The following is a 20,472-nucleotide window of genomic DNA, read 5'->3' as shown; positions in this document are numbered from 1 at the left end:
CGCTAGGACGCGGGTCTGGGAGGCACCGGGTGGAGGATAAAATCAGGGTGCGCGTCGATCGTTGGCGTGGAGCCTGCTTTTGTCACCGCCTGCTGAAGTTCTTCGATGACGGCAGGCGCGAGCGGCAGCGGATGTTCCGATGGATGCGTGGCGGCCTCCACAGGATAGTCCTGGGCCGGCGTGGTGGTCATCTCGATATGCGCACCGAGCAGCGCGCGGATCGGATGCGTCTTTGCGAAGGCGGCAAGCCGGTCGGCACTCGCACGGAAATCGCCGAACTTGTCCAGCGGGAAGTAGAGCCTTCCGGGATAGAGCATGTCGCCGGAAAACAGCAGTCGCGTGCGCGCATCGTAGACCATGATGTGCGCCGGCTGATGGCCGGGCGTCGGGATGATGTTAAGAATGCGCCCGCCAAGATCGAAGCGGCCGATATTGCGGGGCCAATCCCGAATGTGAAAGAACGCCGATACGTCGTCGGGGGCGAGACCCACCACATTGGTATCCGGCCGATCACGAAATTCATCATCGCCGGCATGATGGTCGCCATGGCCGTGCGAATGCGCGACTACCAAGTGCATCGGACGGCCACCGTGCTTTGCGCGCCATTCGCTTACGAGCCGATCAATGGTCGGCCGTATCTTCAATCCTCCCGCCCCGCTGTCGATCAACAGGGCGCGTTCCCTGCCGAACAGCAAGTAGAGGAAGGGCGCTTCGAAATTGGTGCGGACGGATTGGCGGATCACGAATGTGTCGGCATCGATCGCTTGGACCTGCATCTCCGGTTCGCTTGTCGTTGTTCCGTCGATCCAGGGCGCGAAGCTCGGCGACTTTAGCGGCGGAGCGGCCGCACCGAGGAAAAGTGCTGCGCCGAGCAGTCCAATGGAGTGGCGCAGAGCGACGGATGGGCGGGCAGCACGTGCCGGGATGATTGGCTCCATGCCTTCAACATATGCTTTATTACGGAAGGAGCAATTGTTAATATCGTTTCGCTAATCGTATCGTACGGTGAATGCTCCATTGCCGAGGGTGAACGAACCATCGTGCACAGCCAATCTTGCCATAGAGGCATGTTGCCTCACGGGGCTTTTGCACTTTGAAAGCTGTGCCATGCCGAACTGTGCATGAGGGAACTGCCGGCCGGAGCGCGGCAGTGGCCATCAGCACGGGGATTCTGCGGGAGAAAATCACATGGCGAAATTCGTCGGAAATATTTGGGCGGAAACGCTTGTCGGCACATCGGTGGTCGACGACATCAGGAGCCTGGGCGGCGATGATATTGTCCGCGCGGGTGCGGGCGACGACTATGTTGAGGGCGGGGATGGCAATGACACCCTGTACGGCGAACTGGGAAATGACTTCCTGAAGGGGGGCGCTGGCGCGGATGTCCTGGAAGGTGGGGATGGCAACGACAAGCTTGACGGAGGCATTGGCGACGACCGGCTGATCGGGGGAATCGGCAACGACATCTTCTCGGGTGGCGACGGCAGCGATCGGATCGATGGCGGGGATGGTCATGACCAGATCCTTGGCGATGCGGGGAACGACACCATCACCGCAGGCGCAGGCCGGGATTATCTGGACGGCGGCTATGGCGACGATCTCATCTACGCGGGGGATGGCGACGACGGCTTCTACAATGAGATCAATCCCGCGACGGGCAAGCTGACCACGCAGGCCGTGGGCGGCGGCGCGGGCAACGACACCATCTACGGCGAGGGCGGCAACGACCGGCTGAAGGGCCAGTCAGGTGACGATCATGTCTATGGGGGCATTGGCAACGACTTCGTGGACGGTGGCGACGGCAACAATTATCTCGACGGCGGCACGGGGAATGACGTGCTCTCCTCGGAATATGGCGTCGACATTCTCATCGGCGGCGATGGCAACGACAACCTTCAGGCCGGTGCGGGGAATGACAGCCTTTCGGGCGGCAACGACGCAGACTCCATGAACGGTGAAGACGGCGATGATAGCATGAGCGGAGGAAGCGGCGACGACCTGCTGCTCGGCGGCGGCGGCAATGACCAAATTCGTGGTGATAGCGGCTTCGACAAGCTGATCGGCGAATTGGGCAGCGATCATCTTTGGGGCGGCGCTGGAGCGGACTGGTTCTGCTTCAAAGGTGCGGGCGCTCTGGATGGCGGCGACGTGATCGAGGATTTTCAGGACGGCAGCGACCGGATCATCATCGAGAAGCTGGGCGTCAGCAGCTACAGTTCCAGCGGTGCATTGGGCACGATCTTCGCGCATGATCTGGCCAACGGCAACGTGGCTCTCGATGTAGTCACATCTTCCGGCAGCAAGTTCATGATCGAAGTTGCTGACCCGACTGCGACGCTGAATGCGCACAGCTTTTCGGCGGCAGATTTTCTCCTGGTATGACGAGAAGCTCTGCGTCTTGGCCGGGACGGCTATGACGCCTTGAAGTTTCCGTAACCTAAGTCCGCTTCCGGCGAGGGCCGGAAGCGGACTTGCATGGTCTTAACTTGTCGATCCGATCCTGTGATTGCTGATTAATTACGTCAGCACATCGATCCGTGGACGAGACGACCGCCTATTCCGCAGACGGCTGCTTGGTCTCGGACGCCGCCTGCTTCTTCACTTCGCCCTTCGTCATGGCGGAGGTCAGGACTTCGCCTGATCCACTGAAGTTGGTGGCAGGCAGAGCGGCCACGCGGTTGCCGCTCTCGACCAATACCGTGTCGACGATGCCGTTGGCGCGAGTGCGGACCGCTCGGACGGTGCCGATGGCCCGGCCATGCGCATCTTGTACGACCATGCCAGGACTGACCGCGAACATGCCCGCGCCATTGGCGGCGCCCGATCCGGCAAGGGCAAGCTGTCTCGCGCCGCCCGACGCCATGCCGCCAAGATTGCCAGAGCCGCTGGCTGCGCCATTGGCGGCGGTGCCGACGGCGCTCGCGGCCCGATCGCGGGTGTTGCCCACGGCAGTGCCGACACGATTGCCTGCCGTTCCTACCATGCCGGTCGTGGCGTCACGGGCCGATCCCACCGCATTGTGCACGTCATTGGTGCCGACCGTGTCCAGAGCGCCGCCCACGCTGCCCGAGCCTGAAGCGCTGCCGCCCGCCGATCCACTGGTGTTGCGGCCGCCGCGATTAGCCGATCCGGACAGCGCACCAGTGGCGCTGCCGGAACCTGAAGCTCTGCCACTCGCACGGCCTTCGCGGGCGTCTACGCTGCGATCAATGCCAAGGTCGCCACGACCGTCCAGCGTCCCAGTCGCTGATCCGGTCACACCGCCCAGCGCGCCGCCCAAGCCGCCGCCTCCCATCAGGCCACCACCGCCACCGCCCAGCAGTTGCGCGGAAGCAGGCGTGGCTGCGATGGTAAACAGGAACGTCGCGATAGTAAGTGACTTGCGGTTCATTTTCCGTCTCCTTGCGATGTGATGCAAGGGAAACGGGAGTCGGCAGCGGTTTAATCCCAAACTGATCAGATTTTCTTATAAGGTACTGCGATTTAGCTCTTATTTCTGCAAGCGCGGCAAATGAGTCCCCGCCCGTAGACTGCGTCCGGCCCCTTCTTGCCAAGGTCCACCGCCTCGGCCGCCAGCGCTGCCAGGCCTTGAACCGCAAGCAGTCGTCCGGCGACCAGCGGCGTGGCAAAGGAGGTGCCCCGCACCTTCGTGACGCCGCCGTTGGTACTCGCAGCGAGCATGTCCGCGCCGGGTGCGGCGAAGTCCAGATGCTTGGCCCGCCCTGCCTCGATCAGCGCGCGGTCGCGCCCGTCCACTCCGGTGACTGCCAGCACGCCCGGATAGGACGCGGGAAAGGCGGGCGGCGCGGCGGGTCCGTCATTTCCTACGGCTGCCACGATGACTATCCCGCGCTTCTGGGCAAGGCGGACGGCGCTTCCCAGCAATGGATTGTCCGGCCCGACGAGACTGATCGTGACGATGCCGACGCCGCGCGACGCCATCCAGCCGAGCGCTCGCGCGATCGACAACGCCCCGCCGCCTGCCGGGTCGCGCCCATACACATCGGCAGCCAATAGCGACGCCCCTGGAGCCGCACCTTTGATCCGCCCCGTTCCCGCAATCAACGAAGCCACGGCAGTTCCATGCGCACTCCCGAGGGGCGCTCCCCGCGCAAACCCGCGCTGCTCAATACGTCCGGTCAAGGTCGGATGCACGGCCACGCCGCCGTCAATCATGCCGACGGCCCGGCCCGGGACGACGCCCGATGCGCGCGGGGTTGCTGCGCCGCTCTCCAAGGCTCCACTTGCGGTATAGAGCGTATCGGCGCTGACGTCCGCCTCCGGCGCAATCTTGCGGACCCGCCGAAGTGTCGATGCGAGGCCACGGCCTTCCGGCACGGTGATGCGCAACAGCAACAGGTCCAGCCCCTCGACCGTCTCGCTCTCCCATTCAAATCCGGCGGCCTTTAGCGCTGCTTGCGTCGCAGCATTCGCGCCTGTGACCAGCACCACGTCGCTTACTGCGGGCTGACCCCGGTCATCCAGAGCTACGCGCCCGCCGCTGTTTTGCACCAGCCCCGTCAGCCTCTCCGCCCGCAAGGTAAGCAACTGATCGGCGAGGCGTGCAGGCGAAAGCTGCTCCAGCCGATCGATTGCCAAAGGACCAGCTACCCCGCCGATGACGTCGGGCAGCCCGCCGCCCGAAAGAATTTGCGCTGCGGCATATGCCGGAATCAGCCCCGCTACGGCAAACATGGTGAGAAGAAGACGGGGCATATTGCATGTATCCTTGAGCGCCGATCATCAGGCATAGCAAATTTCAGGAGTTCAGGGATTAAACGTACGCGCTCGACCGTTTCATCCACGACAACAATAGCCGGAGTTCCCGATGGCGTTTGAAAGCGAATTGCTGGCTCTGGTGCCGCGCTTACGCCGCTTCGCTGCCAGCCTGTCGCGTAATGCGGCGGATGGCGACGATCTGTGCCAGGCAGCAATAGAGCGCGCGCTGCGTTCGCGCGGCCAATGGCAGGATGGGACGAGGCTAGATAGCTGGATGTATCGGATCATGCGAAACCTGTGGATAGACGAAGCCCGTTCACGCCAGCGTGCGGCCAAGACCTTTGCGCCTGAAGAAGCGGGCGCGCAGATCGGCCATGCGGGCGACCGGGACATTGAGGTGGCCGTTGAACTGTCTGACGTTGCGCGTGCGATGGATCAGCTTCCGCCAGAACAGCGCGAAGCCGTGTCGCTGGTGCTGGTCGAGGGGCTTTCCTACAAGGAAGCAGCGGAGGCTCTGGACGTTCCGATAGGTACATTGACGTCACGGTTGGTACGGGGGCGCAGCGCATTGATCGGCATGATGGAGGAAGCGGCATGACGGGTGTCACCGAGGAAATGCTGGTCGCCTATGCCGATGGCGAACTGGACGACATCAACCGCCGCCGGGTCGAGCGCGCGCTGGCCGAAGATCCCGCGCTGGCGAAGCAACTTGCGGCCCACCAGAAGCTGCGGACAACGTTGGCGGCGCATTACGCCCCTCTCGCAAATGAGATTGTTCCGGATCGCTTCGCCATCCTATTGCAGAGCGGCGTCAGCGACATTGCGCAAGCGCGGGAAGTGAAGGAGCGACGCCCGGTATGGCGGAGCTGGACGAGCATTGCGGCAGTTGCAGCCGGCTTGCTGCTGGGGCTGATGGCCGGGCGACAATGGGCGGATGAGGCTGGTCCTCTGGCGATCAAGAAGGATATGATGGTAGCGCGGGGCGGTCTCGCCCATGCTCTCGACACCCAGCTTGCTTCCGCCCAGGATGCAACTGCGGTCGTGCGGATCGGCCTTACTTTTCGCGCCAAAGACGGCAGCTGGTGCCGCAGTTTCGATAGTGCGGCGGTATCTGGTGTCGCCTGTCGTGCGGACGAGGATTGGCGGATAGAGCAAGCGATACCTGGAGCTTCGCAAACCACTCCCTATCGTCAGGCTTCTTCCGCTGACGCTCGCTTGTCGGAAACTGTCGAGGCGCTCATGGCGGGAGAGCCTATGAACGCAACAGGTGAAAATGCGGCGCGAGCAAATGGCTGGCGCTAAGGGTGACGGGATAGAACGCGGTCTATCCCGCTCAAAAGGATCTGCTGTTCATCAGGTACATTCCATCCGGCGTCAGGGAGCAACAGTTCAGATTGTCACGATACAAGCAAAGCTTGTGTGACACTGATATCTCTATTCACTAAATAGAGAATGCCTTCTGAAGGGATTGGTCGTTCCCTTCGACGTTACCGTCGGCATCAGACCCGCGGCTTTTGATCGGGATGCAGCTTGCTCCGCGTTACCAACGGCTAAAGCGCACGGTGCCAGGGCGTCCACGCCAGGGATCGTGTTCCCCCCTCTAAGTTATGGGGTTGAAACGATGCGCTCTTACCACTCTTCATCCTGATCGTTGCGGGATTGCGACGCCCTGCGGCTGACGCCCGGACGCGACGCATAGCACTTCCAACATAGCGGCCGTTCTCCTCGCCCATGCGCTGATGAGGATGATGTCGTGTCCGTGCCACCGCGCTTCATTGCGCGGGAAAGGATATCCCATGCCCGCCCAATTTCGTCGGCCAACTGTGTCAAATCGCACGCCGTCTGCCTCTACGCTTCAGGCAGCCGCCGCCATTTTCGGCAGCGCCATCATCAATAACGACCGCCGGTTTCGGTCGCCGTCGCCGCCTTTGCCACCGCGCGGCTCACCACAATAATCCTACATAACAGGGACAAAATATGATCTTCAATTCCAGCCGCCTCCAGCATTTTGGGGTGCGTCGTGCACTGCTGGCGGGCGTAGCTTTGACAGCAATTAACTTTCCTCAAACAACGCTTGCGCAACCTCTCGCACCAGTAGACGCTTCAGCCGAAATAGCGGCCGATGATGCGGGTGCGGAAATCATCGTAACGGCGCGCCGTCGCGACGAAAGCGCGCAGGACGTGCCGATCGCATTGAGCGTCGTCGGGGCGGAGCAACTCGCGGCGACCGGAAATTTCTCGCTTGGTCAGACGCAGCAGCTTGTGCCGAGCCTACAAATATTCAGCTACAATCCGCGCAACACCAATATCAACATCCGCGGACTGGGCAGCAATGTCTCCTTGACCAATGACGGTCTGGAGAATGGCGTCGGCGTCTATGTCGACAATGTCCATTACGGTCGGGTTGGACAGTCGCAGTTCGATCTCGTCGATCTTCAGCAGATCGAAATATTGCGAGGGCCGCAGGGCACGTTGTTCGGCAAGAACACGACCGCTGGCGCCATCAATATAACCAGCCGCGCGCCCAGCTTCGAAACCGAATTTTCGGGCGAGGCGTCTGTTGGCGATTACGGCTATCATCAAGTGCGAGGGTCACTCTCGGGGCCTATCATCGCCGACAAGCTTGCTGCCCGGATCAGCATAGCGGACACGCACCGCGACGGCTTCATCGACAATGTTAGGACGGGGAAAAAAGCGTCCGATTATGACAACTTCAGTGTCAGAGGCCAGCTTCTGGCGAAGCCGACCGACACGTTATCCGTCAAGCTGATCGGCGATTTTTCCAAACAAACACTCAATTGCTGCGTGAATTTGCTGGTCGGCAGCTACAGCCAGTATGACAATGGGGCGGCCTTGCCGAACACGTTCGAACAGCGGGTTGCGCGCGCAGGTTACACGCCGCTGCCGTTCGATTCATTCGCGCGCAAGACGGACGCCAACTCTCACTATCAGGCGAACATGCGCGGTTATGGCGCGTCCGGGCAAGTCGACTGGGATCTGGGCAGTGCCGCGCTTACCTCTATCACGGCTTATCGCTGGTGGGATTGGGATCCGGCGAACGACAGCGATGCCCTGGGGCTTTCTGTCCTCACCAAGGCGCAGCAGGCTAATCGCCAGCGTCAGTTCAGCCAGGAACTGCGTGTCGCCTCTACAGGCGAGCGGGCGATCGACTATGTCGCGGGGCTTTATTATTTCTGGCAGACGATACGCGGATATGGCGCGACAGAGTTCGGGGCGGATGCGCCGCTGTACAACGTGCCCGCCGTGGCAGCAAACGTCCGCAATGCCGCGATCGCGGGCTATGGCGTCGAAAGCTATTCGGAGCCGACAACGAAAAGTTACGCCGCCTTCGGCCAACTGACGTGGAATGCCAGCGATGCGCTGAAAGTAACTGCGGGCCTGCGCTATACCTATGAAAAGAAAAAGGGCGTGTTCGAACAACACGTCGCGTCCGGCGCGGATCTGTCGACGCTTTCGCCTGCCGAACAGGCCACGGCGCAGGCACTGCGAAACCAGTTTGGCCCCGTGACCTCATTCACCACCGCGTTCGACGACGCAAATGTGTCGGGGCTGATCAACCTTTCCTACAAGGTGACGCCCGATGCGCTGGTCTATGCGACATACTCGCGTGGCGGGAAATCAGGCGGGCTCAATCTTTCGGTCATACCGGTCGGCGTCAATCCCAACGTAAAGCCCGAGACGGTCAACCACTTCGAATTGGGTGCGAAAACCCAGTTCCTGGACAAGAAGGCGACGTTCAACGTCGCAGGCTATTGGACCGAGGTTACCGATTACCAGACTGCCATTACAGAGCAGGTCGCCAACACCGTTTCGTATCGCCAGTATATCGCCAATGCCGGGAAAGTGCGTTCCCGTGGTGTTGAAGCGGATCTCTCTTATGCGCCGACGGAACTCATCAGCTTCTCCGCGTCCGGCGCGTATGTCGACGCGACTTACCGCGACTACCGCAACGCACAACAGGGTGTCGAGAACCTAAACCTCGGGTCGCTTCAGGACCTGAGTGGGGAGCGGCTTTCCGGCGTGCCGAAATTCACATGGACGCTCGGCGCCGACGTTGCACAGCCATTGGGCCAATGGGATAGTCGCGGAATCGAAGTCTATGCGCATGCGGATTTCTCGCATCGCTCCTCGATCTACACGGCTGTCAGCAACAGCCGTTACTCGCTCGCACCCGGATATGGTCTGTTGAATGCCCGGATCGGCCTGCGGTCTGAGGACCGTCTTTGGGACGTGTCGGTTTGGGCGCGCAACCTGACGGATGAAAACTATTTCGTCACCCTCAGTCCCGCCAACACCGGCCTAATCACCGGGCAGATCGGCGATCCGCGCACGATCGGCGTCACTCTTCGCACCCAATTGTGAGGTTCTGGACATGGCAACGCATTACCCCCGACATATTCTGCTGCAACCGATCCACTCGCGCGTTGCCGTACGAAAAGACAAACCGCAGGGGCTGAACGGATGGCGGCTCGCAGGCTTCGCTTCTTTGGCGGTGCCGATCTACGCCGCGCAGATGCCGTTAGCGGTCTATTTGCCCGCCATCTACGCGCAGCATTTTGGACTTTCCCTTGCAACGATCGGGGCGATATTCTTAGCCGAGCGTGTCTGGGGGGCTGTAGCAGATCCGCTTATCGGCACCTTCAGCGACCGTACGCGCAGCCGTTTCGGAAGGCGACGACCATGGATCGTTGCCGGGGGCATCGTTTTCGGACTAGCGGCTACGGCGCTGTTCTTTCCGATGCTGGGCGTCACGCCGCTCTACCTCGCGGCATCCCTGTTCGCGATGTACCTTGGTTGGTCGATGCTCCAGATCCCGTACCTCGCCTGGTCGGGGGAAATATCGGGCAGATACCACGAACGTACGCGGATCGTTACCTATCAGACTGTCGCCGGGTCCGCCGCTCTGCTGCTGGTTCTGGTGCTCCCGACCATCATCGATCAGGTCCGGCCTCAAGATGGTGCGCTCAAGCTTGCCGCAATGGGTTCGGTCGTGCTCGTCAGCCTCATCGTGGCATTGCCGATTGCCTTGAGTGCCTTTCCCAAAGCGTCGGCGCCCGATCAACCCGTTGTTCGACTGTCTACGCCCCGCGCCGTCGCCCTGGTGTTCAACGACAAGTTACTGCTCCGGGTGCTGGCGTCGGACTTGGCTGTGACGACCGGGCAGGGGATTCGCAGCGCCCTCATCGTATTCTTCGTCACTTTCTATATGGGGCTACCGCAGTGGGCCAGCGGCTTGTTCCTGCTGCAATTCGTATTCGGCATCGCCGCCGGCCCGATCTGGGCGCAAATCGGCTATCGTATCGGCAAGCATCGCGCTGCGTTCACCGGGGAAGTGATCCAGGTTGCGATCAATCTGGGCCTGCTGCTGGTGGTTCCCGGTAATCTCCCGCTCCTGCTGGCCCTCACTATCGCACAGGGTTTTGCACAGGGTTCGGGCAATCTGATGCTGCGTTCGATGGTCGCGGACGTTGCCGACCGGCACAGGCTTGAGACGGGGCATGACCGCACCGCATTGTTCTTCTCTGCCTTCAGCCTGTCGATAAAGGCGGGAATGGCAATTGCGGTGGGTGTAGCGTTGCCGCTGGTGGCATGGCTCGGCTTTGATCCGAAGACAGCAAACAGCCCGGAAGCGTTGCATGGCCTGCTGCTGGTCTTTGCCCTGGGGCCGGCGCTGGCGCACGCCGTCTCTGCCGCATTGGTCTATGGCTTCCCACTCGACCAGGCGAGCCACGAGAAGGTCCGACAAACTCTGGCAGCGCGCGATTCCGCGCTTGCTCCAGCCGAATAAGCCGCTCGCAAATGGCTCATCAGACCGATCCGCCGCGACGCCTCCACGCTAAAGACGACTGATAACTTAAGGAGATTACACATGACTGCTATTGAAACGTTCATCAATGCCGCCGATCCATCCAGCCCCCTCGACATAGCGCCCGTAGCCGGACGGATCGGCGCGGAGGTACGTGGCGTGGCCCTGTCAGGCGAACTGGACAGCAACACCATTGCCGCCATCCGCACGGCGCTTGCTCGTCACAAGGTGCTGTTCTTCCGCGATCAGACCGAACTGGATGACGCACACCACGAAGCTTTTGCGGGATTGCTCGGGAAGCCGGTGGCGCATCCAACGGTGCCGGTAGCCGATGGGTCGCGTTACTTGCTCGAACTGGACTCGAAGGAAGGCTATGCGGCGTCGAGCTGGCACACGGATGTCACTTTCGTCGATGCCTATCCAGAGGCGTCGATCCTGCGCGCGATCACCATCCCGGCGGCAGGCGGCGACACGCTTTGGGCGAATGGCGCCAGTGCCTATGAAGGATTGCCGGAGGCTCTCAAGACGCTCGTCGATGGCCTGTGGGCGGTTCACAGCAACAAATATGATTATGCGGCAGCACTTGGAACGAAAGATGCCAAGCGTGCGGAGGAATATAGCAAGATCTTTGCCTCCACCGTTTACGAAACCGAACATCCAGTCGTGCGCATTCACCCTGAAACCGGTGAGCGGTCGTTGCTGGTCGGCCATTTCGTTAAGAACTTCGTTGGCCTCAACTCGGCGGATTCGCAGCGGTTGTTCGGGATATTGCAGGATCACATTACGCTGCCGGAGAACACGGTTCGTTGGCGCTGGCGCGCGGGCGACGTGGCGATCTGGGACAACCGCGCCACGCAGCATCGCGCTGTCGCCGATTTCGGGTTGCAGCGCCGGACATTGCGTCGGGCGACCATTGCGGGCGAAGTGCCTGTGGCAATTGATGGCCGTCGCAGCCGGACGATCAAGCAGGAAGTCCAGCCTGTTCTGGAACCTGCCGAGTAACAGCTGGGGCTCCCCCGAACCCATCCCGGCTAACACTGAGCCGCGCCGTCACATGCGGCGCGGCTCCCTCTATCTGAAGGATTTTGCTGATGCCGACCTTTACGCGCCTGCTGGCGCTCGGCGTTTCACTGGCCGCCAGCATTGTGGCTCTGCCTGCGCAGGCAGCACCGGACAAACGACCCAACTTCCTGGTGATCGTGGCCGATGACCTGGGTTTTTCCGACCTTGGCGCGTTTGGCGGCGAGATCGCGACGCCCAATCTGGACGCACTTGCGTTGGCGGGTCTTCGCCTTACCGGTTGGCACACGGCGCCGACGTGTTCACCGACACGCTCCATGCTGCTGTCCGGCACGGACAATCATCGTGCCGGGCTCGGCACGATGGCCGAACTGATCGCGCCCAATCAGAAGGGCAAGCCAGGGCATGAAGGATATCTAAGCCCCAATGTCGCCTCGCTGGCGGAATTGCTCTCAGCGAACGGTTATCGCACATTGCAGTCGGGCAAGTGGCACCTTGGCCTGACGCCCGCACAAGATCCGACCGCGCGCGGCTTTCAGCACAGTTTCGTCATGCTACAGGGCGCTCACAATCATTTCGGTGCAGACCTGACAACCGATCCCGCGAAGCCCGGCGCGACGTATCGCGCAGACGGCAAGACCCAGAATGCCTTGCCAGCCAACTTCTATTCCTCCGATACGTTCGCAGGCAAGCTGATCGAACAGCTACGTAACACGAGCAAAGGTGCCGAAGGCAAGAAGCCTTTCTTCGCTTATCTGACCTTCACCGCGCCGCATTGGCCATTGCAAGCGCCTAAGGAGGACATCGCCAAATACAAGGGTAGATACGATGCCGGTTTTGAAGTTCTCCGTGCAGCCAGGCTGAAGCGGCAGGCGGAACTGGGGTTGATTGATCCTACTCGTCCAGCGCATGAACCAGTCAATCAGGCGAAATGGTCCAGCCTGACTGCAGAACAGAAGCAAGGCGCGGCGCGCAACATGGAAATCTATGCCGCCATGGTGGACCGGCTGGACCAGAATGTCGGCCGCGTAATTGCCGAATTAAAGCGCCAGGGCGTTTATGAAAACACGATAGTCCTGTTTACGGCGGACAATGGTGCGGAAGGTTTGGACCTTGAAACCACACAGATCAAAGGGATGAAGGAGCGAATTGCTTCCTCCGACAACAGCCTGCCCAACCGCGGCAACGCTACGTCCTATGTGGCATATGGCCCCAATTGGGCACAGGCAGCGACCGCACCCTCATGGCTTTACAAAGCCTATGCGACGGAGGGCGGAACGCGGGCTGCCGCGTTCATCCATTATGCCGGAGCCAAGCGGAAGGCGGCAATTGCGCCGATTTTCGGATCGGTGATGGATGTAACGCCCACATTTCTAGACCTCGCCGGCATAGCCGACCCCAAGGGCCAGTTCTCAGGGCGATCTGTGGAACAAATCCGGGGCAAGAGTTGGGCAGCTTATCTGTCGGGCAAGTCGGATCGCGTCTATTTCCCAACTGATGCCGTAGGAACCGAATTGTTCGGATCGCGCGCGATCCGGCAAGGGGATTGGAAGATCACGGACATCGGCGATCGCCAATGGCGCCTGTTCAACATCGCGGAAGATCCGGGCGAAACTCACGACCTTAGCAAGGAGCAGCCCGAACGGCTGGCGCAACTGGTGGCGCAATGGGACATCTATGCGCAAGGCGTGGGCGTGGTTATGCCGGACGAGCGAGTTTATAAACCATGATCCGGCGGGTTCTTGCCGTGGCTTTGCTGCTGGCAGCAGGGCCTGCCTCACTCGGTTGGTCGGTCAAGGCGCAGGCGCCCAGGCAAGGGTGCCCTGCCATAGCCGATGACCAGATATGGGTTCCGGGAGGTCAGGGCCAGTTTGGGAGCAACGTCGCCTATGCGGAGGAAGGCCCTAAGTACACCGCAACGATAAAGGGTTTCTGGATCGACCGGCACGAAGTCACCAACATACAATATGCCGCTTTCGTCCGTGCCACAGGTCATGTGACGCGTGCCGAGACGGAAGGGAGGTCATTCGTGTTCGACCCACCCGGTGCCGACGAACGTCCGGTAGCGCCGGATCAGTGGTGGCATTACGTTAAGGGAGCGGACTGGCGGCACCCCGAAGGTCCGCAAAGTAACCTGATCGGGCGCAATCGACTGCCGGTCGTCCACATCGCTCATGCCGATGCACAGGCTTATGCGCGCTGGGCCGGGCGGACCTTGCCGAGCGAAGAGCAATTCGAATATGCAGCCCGAGCCGGCCAGGCTGAAAGCCTCGATCAGCCGGCACCCGACATCGCTAATAGCTGGCAGGGTGACTTCCCTGTCAGCAATGATGGCAAGGACGGTTACACGCGTCTCGCTCCGGTCGGCTGCTAAACGGCGAACGCTTACGGCCTTAACGACATGATCGGCAACGTTTGGGAGTGGACAGGAAGCTGGTATCGTCCGGATCATGGCGCTGTCACCGCCACCGATAAGATTGCGCAGAACCCCAGCTTCGATCCACGGCAACCCGACGCCCGCGCACGCGTCATAAAGGGTGGATCGTTCCTGTGTGCGCCTAATTATTGCGCACGCTATCGGCCCTCGGCCCGCCATGGGCAGGACGAGACGCTGGGGGCTTCGCATCTGGGCTTTCGCACGGTCCTTGAGCCAGCACATCGATGAACTCCATGCCCGCGCAAACCTTTGGGGTCACGCGGGGCGGGTCGCGAACGAACTTCGCGTCGGGCGGGCCAGACTGACAGATTAATCTGAGGCAAGACGATTTTATCGATGCAGTGGCAACGGGTCGAGGCTTCGTCCGTTGTGGAGGCACCGGGAGGGTTATCGTCATCCCATCCGCGCGCCCCGGAGATTTCTGCGTTGCTCACAGAACGTTTTCTAAAAGACAAGCGCGGGGCAGCGCTTGACGCCGAAGAGCGCGATTTGCTGGAAAGTGCCATAAGTGAGGTTCGGACGTTCGGCCCACGCGCGACGCTTGTATGGGCAGGAGACCGTGTAAATCACAGCACTTTGCTGGTCGAAGGCTTCATGTCGCGGTACATCGACGATCGGAACGGTTTGCGTCAGCTCGTCGCTGTCCATGTACCCGGTGATTTTGTCGATCTGCATGCCTATCCACTTAAGGTGCTCGATCACGATGTAGCGACGATGACGACAGTCACCGTGGCCATCGTGCCGCACAAGAAGCTGGACGCGATCACCGAAACACGGCCGATGCTCGCCCGTAAGCTCTGGTTCGCGACGCTGATCGACGCTGCCATTCATCGCGGGTGGCTTTTCCGCCTTGGCCGTCTCGACGCAGTCGGGCGCGTCGCGCATTTCCTGTGCGAAACCAACGCAAGACTGGTTTCGGCCGGACTGAGCGACGGACATCGCTTCTCTCTCGACGTTACGCAGACCGATCTTGCTGAAATATGCGGATTGACCAGCATCCACATCAACAGAGTGCTGCGCCACCTGCGCGAAGAGGGGCTATGCCTGTTTCGAGCCTCGCTTGTCGAAATCCTGGATGCCGAGCGCCTCGCTGCGCGGGGCCAGTTCGATCCTGCCTACCTTTACATCGCTAATCTTCCCGCCCCCGATCAGAGGCCCAATCATGACTGACGTTTCCGCCGTGCCTCAACCCCGCGCCGATGCTGGAACTGCCAGCGCGGAAAACGGTCTCGTTGTTCTCGACGGTCCTGACGGCGTGGCAGTTACGATGACTCCTAACGCGGCCAGGCTCACCGGCCAGAGTTTGATTTCGGCGGCACAATGCGCCGAACAGCAGGCGGCTGACCAGGGCGAAATCGGCAATGATTGATCGCTTGCGTTTGTCGCCCGTCCGTCGTGGGCTTACTTTGCTCACGCTCAAAGTCATCGCCGCAGGGCCGTTCGCGTGATGTTGATGTGGACCGCAACCCGGATTGCTGCGCTGCTGGATGAGCAGGACGTCGTCTATCTCGCTGATGACGATCAACAGGCCGAAGCTTTAGCATCAGCAGTTCGGGGACTTTGCCCCGGCTACCCCGTGTTTTACCTTCCATCCAGTGATGCATTGCCGGGCGACAGCTCACCTGCATCGCCAGCCAATGTCGGCGCGAGAATCTCGGTTCTTCGCGCGTTGCATATCACGCGACAGCAAATCGATGACGGGCATTTTGCCTGCTTCATGAGCGGAGAAGCTGCGGCCAGACGATATCCTCCTCCAGAAGCTTTTGGCGACGCGCCACCGCGGCTGGCCGTGGGTGACGCCATTGTGTTTGAGGAGCTTCGTGCTGAACTGGAGGATATCGGCTACTTTGCCGATGACCGGGTTGACGAGCCAGGCGAAATGGCGGTGCGCGGCGATGTGATCGATATCTTTCCCTCTGACGCGGGAATGCCAGCCCGCATCGAAGTTACGGACGGAAAAATCAGCGCTATCCGGTGGTATGATCCTGTTTCCCAGCGCAGCGTTGACGAACTCGAGGGACTGGAGATCGGTCGCGCGTCTGAACCGCTACCCGAAGGCACCATTCCCGTTCTGGAGCATTTTCGCCCAGGCGCGCTGATCCTTTCCCCGAAAGCCGATAAGCGCAGACGCCGGTTCCTTGAGCTTGCCGCAGATGCTGCGCGTAAACCTAACGGTGGAATAGACGCGATAAACGAGAATATCTGGAGCGCTGCTACTGCCCCATGGCGAAATATCGTTCTGGAGGGAAAGTGCGACGCTTTGCCGCGCTTTGTTGAATCCCATTCCCCGCTTGCGAGTCTGGCGCGCTTCGCTAAGCCGCTTCTGGAGGAAAGGCAACGCGTTTTCATTTTGATGGGAAGTCAGAGGGATTTGCGCTTTCTGCGTGGCCGGGTCTCCAAGCGTCTTTCACGAGATTTGCCGATGCTATCGGATTGGAGCCAGATCGAAACTCTCGAATCCGGCTCCGGATGCTGCATGGAGGTCGCGGCCGATCAGGGCTTTGTGGACGAGCGCCATGTGGTCGTGGCAGCGGCTGACCTGCTGGGAACCCGAGCGCTTATCGGAGAACGGCCTGCCGCGGGGCATAGTCCCTGGTCTGCCGATCCTGAAATCCGGATTGGCGATGTCGTCGTTCACGAAGATCATGGTGTAGCTATAGTTACGGGCCTGGAGCCTGCACCCGTTACCGATGGAATGAAGGGCGAAATGATCGCGCTTGAATATGCAGGTGGCGCACGCAGGCTGATCGGCACTGACGAAGCCAATCGCATCTGGCGTTATGGGGCAGATGCAGATGCCGTGAAACTCGATACTCTCCAAGGATCGTCCTGGGCCAACCGGCGCGGAGCAATAGAGGCCGCGATCGCGGAAACGGCAAAGGGACTGCAAGCTCTGGCGGAGGCTCGCGACCAACTTCAGGCACCTATCATCGAACCTGATCCCGCCGCTTATGAACGCTTCGCAGGCGGGTTCCCGTTCAACGAAACTGCCGACCAGTTCCGTGCAATTGCTGCGGTGAGAGATGACCTTGCACGCGGCAAACCTATGGATCGCCTGATCGTCGGCGACGTCGGATATGGAAAGACCGAAGTGGCTTTGCGGGCCGCAGCGCTAGCGGCGTTGGCGGGCTATCAAGTGATAGTGGCCGCGCCCACGACGGTCCTTGTCCGCCAGCATCTTGAGGGCTTCCAAAAACGCTTCGAGTCATCCGGGATTGCGGTCGCAGGCTTATCGCGTCTGTCTTCTCCGACGGAAAAGAAGGAGGTCAAGGCAGGACTCGCTGATGGTTCGATCAAGGTCGTTATCGGCACCGCCGCTGTAATGGCAAAAGGCGTCAGTTACGCTAAACTGGGCCTTGTCATAATCGATGAGGAGCAGCGCTTCGGCGCCGCTGACAAGAAGAAGTTGCGAGGTGCAGGCGATCATCATCTGCTCTCTCTGAGCGCTACGCCAATCCCAAGAACCTTGCAGATGGCGCTTGCCGGGCTTCAACAAATATCGGTGATTGCCACGCCTCCTGCGCGCCGCCAGCCAATCCGGACCAGCCTGGACCAATATGATGATGCCCGTATCCGCACCGCGCTGATGCGGGAAAAGGGACGGGGTGGCCAAAGTTTCGTCGTCGTCCCGCGCATCGAAGACATGGCGGCACTGTCCGCTCGCCTGCGTCGGGCGGTTCCCGATCTCGTTCTAATGGAGGCGCACGGCAAGATGGCGCCGGCCGACATTGACAGGGTGATGGTGGGTTTCGCGCGAGGTGAAGGCGACATACTGCTGGCGACCAACATCATTGAGGCTGGCCTGGACGTGCCCCGCGCCAATATGATGATCGTGTGGAATGCAGACCGCTTCGGCCTTGCGCAACTTCACCAGCTTCGCGGTCGGGTAGGGCGTGGCAATCGGCGCGGCCAGGTCATCCTGCTGACCGCCAGCGAAAAGGAACTTGGCAGCGCGACGTTGAAGCGGCTGCGGACGTTGGCGGCATTTGACCAGCTCGGGGCGGGGTTCGAGATTAGCGCGCGTGATCTCGACATGCGGGGTGGGGGCGACTTACTGGGAGAAAGCCAGGCAGGGCATATGAAGTTGATCGGTGTCGATCTGTACCAGCACCTCCTGAGTGCTGCACTTCGTCAAGCACGCGGCGAGACGGTCGAACACTGGAGTCCGGAGCTCAATCTGGGAACGCAAGGCTCGCTTCCCGAAAGCTGGATACCCGAAACGGACGTTCGGTTGTCGCTTTACGTCCGGCTTGCGAGGATATCCGGTCAGGCGGATTTGGATGCGTTCGAAGAGGAACTGGTCGACCGCTTCGGTCCTCTGCCGGAAGAGGCCGAGACGTTGCTAAGACATGCTCGCCTGCGCAATGCTGCGAAGGCTGCGCGCGTCAGCAGAATTGACGCGGGATCAGCAGCCATTGCTTTGACTCCGCGGTCCGACTTCACGGTGAGTCGATCCGCCGAGAAATTGACGGCAAAAAATGACCGACTCTTGCTGACGGAAGCGATACCGGAGGTGGAGCGTGAGGACCGGATACAGGCCCTTCTCGAAGACCTTGCGGCATAGCATTGTGGCGCTGGTATAGCCGATCTTACTTAACCAGCCAAAGCCCGGGCATTATCCCGGAACGGGGCAAGACAATGCAGCCCCCTGAGGGAATTTTAAGCTGCTGCATCTATTGCTTATTTCTGGAGCGGGCGAAGGGATTCGAACCCTCGATCCGAACCTTGGCAATCTGATTTCAAAGCTACGCTACAATTTCCGATATTACGATTTCCTAAGATACTTTAATTAGATATGATTTCTGCTTGCTACGCCCTATCCTGGAATTCGCCACCAAACGGCGTATTTTGGAGACAATATGGAGACAAAGCCTGCCGCTAGAAGCTTTGTCTCCAAATGGAGGCGGAGATGCCAACTGCCAAGCTGAACAAGCGTTCGATGGATGCGCTCAAGCCCCCAGAGGAAAAAGCAGGTCGTCCTATGGGACAGTGAGATTCGAGGTTTCGGCGTTCGCGTCCTTCCTTCAGGCCTCAAGACATTCATCATCCAGTACCGGAAAGCCGAGGGCATCAAACGCCGCGTCAATATCGGTCGCTTTGGCGTGATCACTGCCGAGCAGCGCGCGATCTTGCAAAGATCAAGCTCGGCACAGTTGCTGCCGGGGAAGACCCGGCGGATGACGCTCGTCGCGCTAGGAACGAGATGAACGTTGCCGAACTGTGCAACTGGTATCTGACGGAAGCTCATGCAGGCAGGATTCTCGGTCGACGAAACAGGCCGATTAAGGAGTCTTCACTTGCAAAACGATGTGGCGACCGGACAGATGAAAAAGTCTCGGGCGGACGGCCGGGGCGGCAAGGCGACCGGAGGTCCCGGTGTCGCAGCGCGCTGCCTGGCGACCCTTCAAGCCATCTTGGGCCACGCGAAGCACAAGGGCTTGCTTGCCGAGCATCCCACTAAGGGTGCTAAGAAACTCGCTGGCAATAAAAAGACAAGACGCCTCAGCGTCGCCGAGATCGAAGCGCTGGGCAAGGCGATTGCCTATGCCGAGCAGCAGGGCGTTAGCCCGACCGGTATTGCCGTCATTAGGCTATTGCTGCTGACCGGCTATCGGCGCGAGGAGGGGCAATCCACGTCGATGAAGCCCTCAAGCTGGCCGTACGACGGACATCAGACGAGATTGCCAAGCTGCTCGCTCAGGGGGCTGCGAAGCTGGACCGCCTCCGTCTGGTCGCTTGAGCGACAAAGGACGCTAGACAAATGGTAACGTATACGTTACCAGAAGGGCCATGATTTGATCGTACAGGAGTATATCCGCGAAGACGGCTCCAGCCCGTTCCGTTCATGGTTTGACGATCTCGACACCCAAGCGGGGGCAAAGGTGGCGACGGCGATTGTCAGACTGGAGTTGGGCAATCTGTCGAATGTTAAATGGATAGGCGGCGGAGTTGGAGAATATCCGATCGATTGGGGGCCGGGCTATCGGCTCTATCTTGGACAGGATGGAGATGAACTGATCATCCTGTTTGTAGGTGGAACGAAGAAGCGACAGCAGGCCGATATCAATCGTGCCAGCCTGCTGTTGACGGAGTATAAGAGCCGTAAGGCGACTGCGAAGAAAGCCAAGGGATAGCAAGATGGTACTGACGCGCGATTTCAAGGAGACGGTGAAGGAGCGCACCGCGCGCGATCCTGCCTTTGCCAAAGCCATGCTCGACGAGGCCGCGACGGCATTCCTTAACGGTGAGCCCCATATTGCACGCCTGATCCTTCGTGATCTGGTGAATGCGTCGGTTGGGTTTGAAGCCTTGGCGGCCCAAACGAACCGGCCGAGCAAAAGCCTGCACCGGATGTTGTCTGAGAAGGGAAACCCGAGCATGGACAATCTCGCAGCTATCTTCGGAGCGGTGCGCGAACGCCTTGGCGTTTCGATAGTGGCACATGCAGTAGAACTTGCCTGACTGATTG

The 20,472-nt window shown here is 60.3% G+C and carries 15 protein-coding genes and 2 pseudogenes; 14 read left to right on the top strand and 3 right to left on the bottom strand.

The genetic code is table 11. The annotated features are described in order from the left end of the window. Positions 1-2: 2 nt before the first annotated feature. Complete coding sequence (locus C1T17_RS16075; RefSeq protein ID WP_104954308.1) at positions 3-938, bottom strand: MBL fold metallo-hydrolase; 936 nt, start codon at positions 936-938, stop codon at positions 3-5. 250 nt (positions 939-1,188) lie between these two features. On the opposite strand from C1T17_RS16075, the gene C1T17_RS16070 reads away from it, so the two are divergent. Next, positions 1,189-2,382: a calcium-binding protein gene (locus C1T17_RS16070; protein ID WP_104954307.1), complete on the top strand. Its 1,194-nt coding sequence runs from the start codon at positions 1,189-1,191 to the stop codon at positions 2,380-2,382. Between the two features lie 172 nt (positions 2,383-2,554). On the opposite strand, the gene C1T17_RS16065 is transcribed toward C1T17_RS16070, so the two are convergent. Both C1T17_RS16065 and C1T17_RS16060 read right to left on the bottom strand, forming a co-directional pair. Next, positions 2,555-3,391, bottom strand: a complete 837-nt coding sequence (locus tag C1T17_RS16065; RefSeq protein ID WP_104954306.1) for a hypothetical protein — start codon at positions 3,389-3,391, stop codon at positions 2,555-2,557. Between the two features lie 92 nt (positions 3,392-3,483). Then, positions 3,484-4,716 (bottom strand): S8 family serine peptidase, encoded by a 1,233-nt coding sequence (locus tag C1T17_RS16060; RefSeq protein WP_104954305.1) that lies wholly within the window; start codon positions 4,714-4,716, stop codon positions 3,484-3,486. Between the two features lie 112 nt (positions 4,717-4,828). Here C1T17_RS16060 and C1T17_RS16055 point away from each other — a divergent pair, with 112 nt between their 5' ends. The 13 genes and pseudogenes from C1T17_RS16055 to C1T17_RS15995 all read left to right on the top strand — a co-directional run bounded on the left by C1T17_RS16055 (position 4,829) and on the right by C1T17_RS15995 (position 20,465). Then, positions 4,829-5,317, top strand: coding sequence for an RNA polymerase sigma factor (locus tag C1T17_RS16055; RefSeq protein WP_104954304.1), 489 nt, complete (start codon positions 4,829-4,831; stop codon positions 5,315-5,317). Then, positions 5,314-6,021: an anti-sigma factor family protein gene (locus C1T17_RS16050; protein ID WP_104954303.1), complete on the top strand. Its 708-nt coding sequence runs from the start codon at positions 5,314-5,316 to the stop codon at positions 6,019-6,021. Before C1T17_RS16055 ends, C1T17_RS16050 begins: the two co-directional genes overlap by 4 nt. A 675-nt stretch (positions 6,022-6,696) precedes the next feature. After that, a complete protein-coding gene (locus C1T17_RS16045; protein ID WP_104954302.1) occupies positions 6,697-9,102 on the top strand; it encodes a TonB-dependent receptor in 2,406 nt (801 codons plus the stop codon). Between the two features lie 10 nt (positions 9,103-9,112). Next, positions 9,113-10,528, top strand: a complete 1,416-nt coding sequence (locus C1T17_RS16040; RefSeq protein ID WP_104954301.1) for an MFS transporter — start codon at positions 9,113-9,115, stop codon at positions 10,526-10,528. Positions 10,529-10,609: 81 nt separating this feature from the next. After that, complete coding sequence (locus tag C1T17_RS16035; RefSeq protein ID WP_104954300.1) at positions 10,610-11,548, top strand: TauD/TfdA dioxygenase family protein; 939 nt, start codon at positions 10,610-10,612, stop codon at positions 11,546-11,548. Positions 11,549-11,637: 89 nt separating this feature from the next. Then, the gene (locus tag C1T17_RS16030) at positions 11,638-13,296 is read left to right on the top strand and encodes an arylsulfatase (protein ID WP_104954299.1); all 1,659 of its coding nucleotides are present in this window, start codon (positions 11,638-11,640) and stop codon (positions 13,294-13,296) included. Next, positions 13,293-14,231: pseudogene (locus C1T17_RS16025) on the top strand (formylglycine-generating enzyme family protein). The gene C1T17_RS16030 and the pseudogene C1T17_RS16025 overlap by 4 nt, the downstream one beginning before the upstream one ends. A 198-nt stretch (positions 14,232-14,429) precedes the next feature. Further along, positions 14,430-15,173 carry a Crp/Fnr family transcriptional regulator gene (locus tag C1T17_RS16020; protein WP_189338377.1) on the top strand — a complete coding sequence of 248 codons (744 nt, stop codon included), beginning with the start codon at positions 14,430-14,432 and terminating at the stop codon, positions 15,171-15,173. Further along, positions 15,166-15,372: a hypothetical protein gene (locus tag C1T17_RS16015; protein WP_104954297.1), complete on the top strand. Its 207-nt coding sequence runs from the start codon at positions 15,166-15,168 to the stop codon at positions 15,370-15,372. Before C1T17_RS16020 ends, C1T17_RS16015 begins: the two co-directional genes overlap by 8 nt. Positions 15,373-15,450: 78 nt before the next feature. After that, complete coding sequence (locus tag C1T17_RS16010) at positions 15,451-18,567, top strand: TRCF domain-containing protein (RefSeq protein ID WP_223262649.1); 3,117 nt, start codon at positions 15,451-15,453, stop codon at positions 18,565-18,567. Positions 18,568-18,912: 345 nt separating this feature from the next. Further along, a pseudogene (locus C1T17_RS22155) lies at positions 18,913-19,636 on the top strand (integrase arm-type DNA-binding domain-containing protein); the annotation flags it as partial. 162 nt (positions 19,637-19,798) lie between these two features. Further along, positions 19,799-20,137, top strand: a complete 339-nt coding sequence (locus tag C1T17_RS16000; protein WP_104954295.1) for a type II toxin-antitoxin system RelE/ParE family toxin — start codon at positions 19,799-19,801, stop codon at positions 20,135-20,137. A 4-nt stretch (positions 20,138-20,141) separates the two neighbouring features. Further along, positions 20,142-20,465, top strand: a complete 324-nt coding sequence (locus C1T17_RS15995; protein ID WP_104954294.1) for a DNA-binding protein — start codon at positions 20,142-20,144, stop codon at positions 20,463-20,465. Positions 20,466-20,472 lie beyond the last annotated feature (7 nt).

This window comes from Sphingobium sp. SCG-1, from assembly GCF_002953135.1.
In the GTDB taxonomy this organism is placed as follows: Bacteria; Pseudomonadota; Alphaproteobacteria; order Sphingomonadales; family Sphingomonadaceae; genus Sphingobium.
This window is presented reverse-complemented; position numbering and strand designations above follow the sequence as displayed.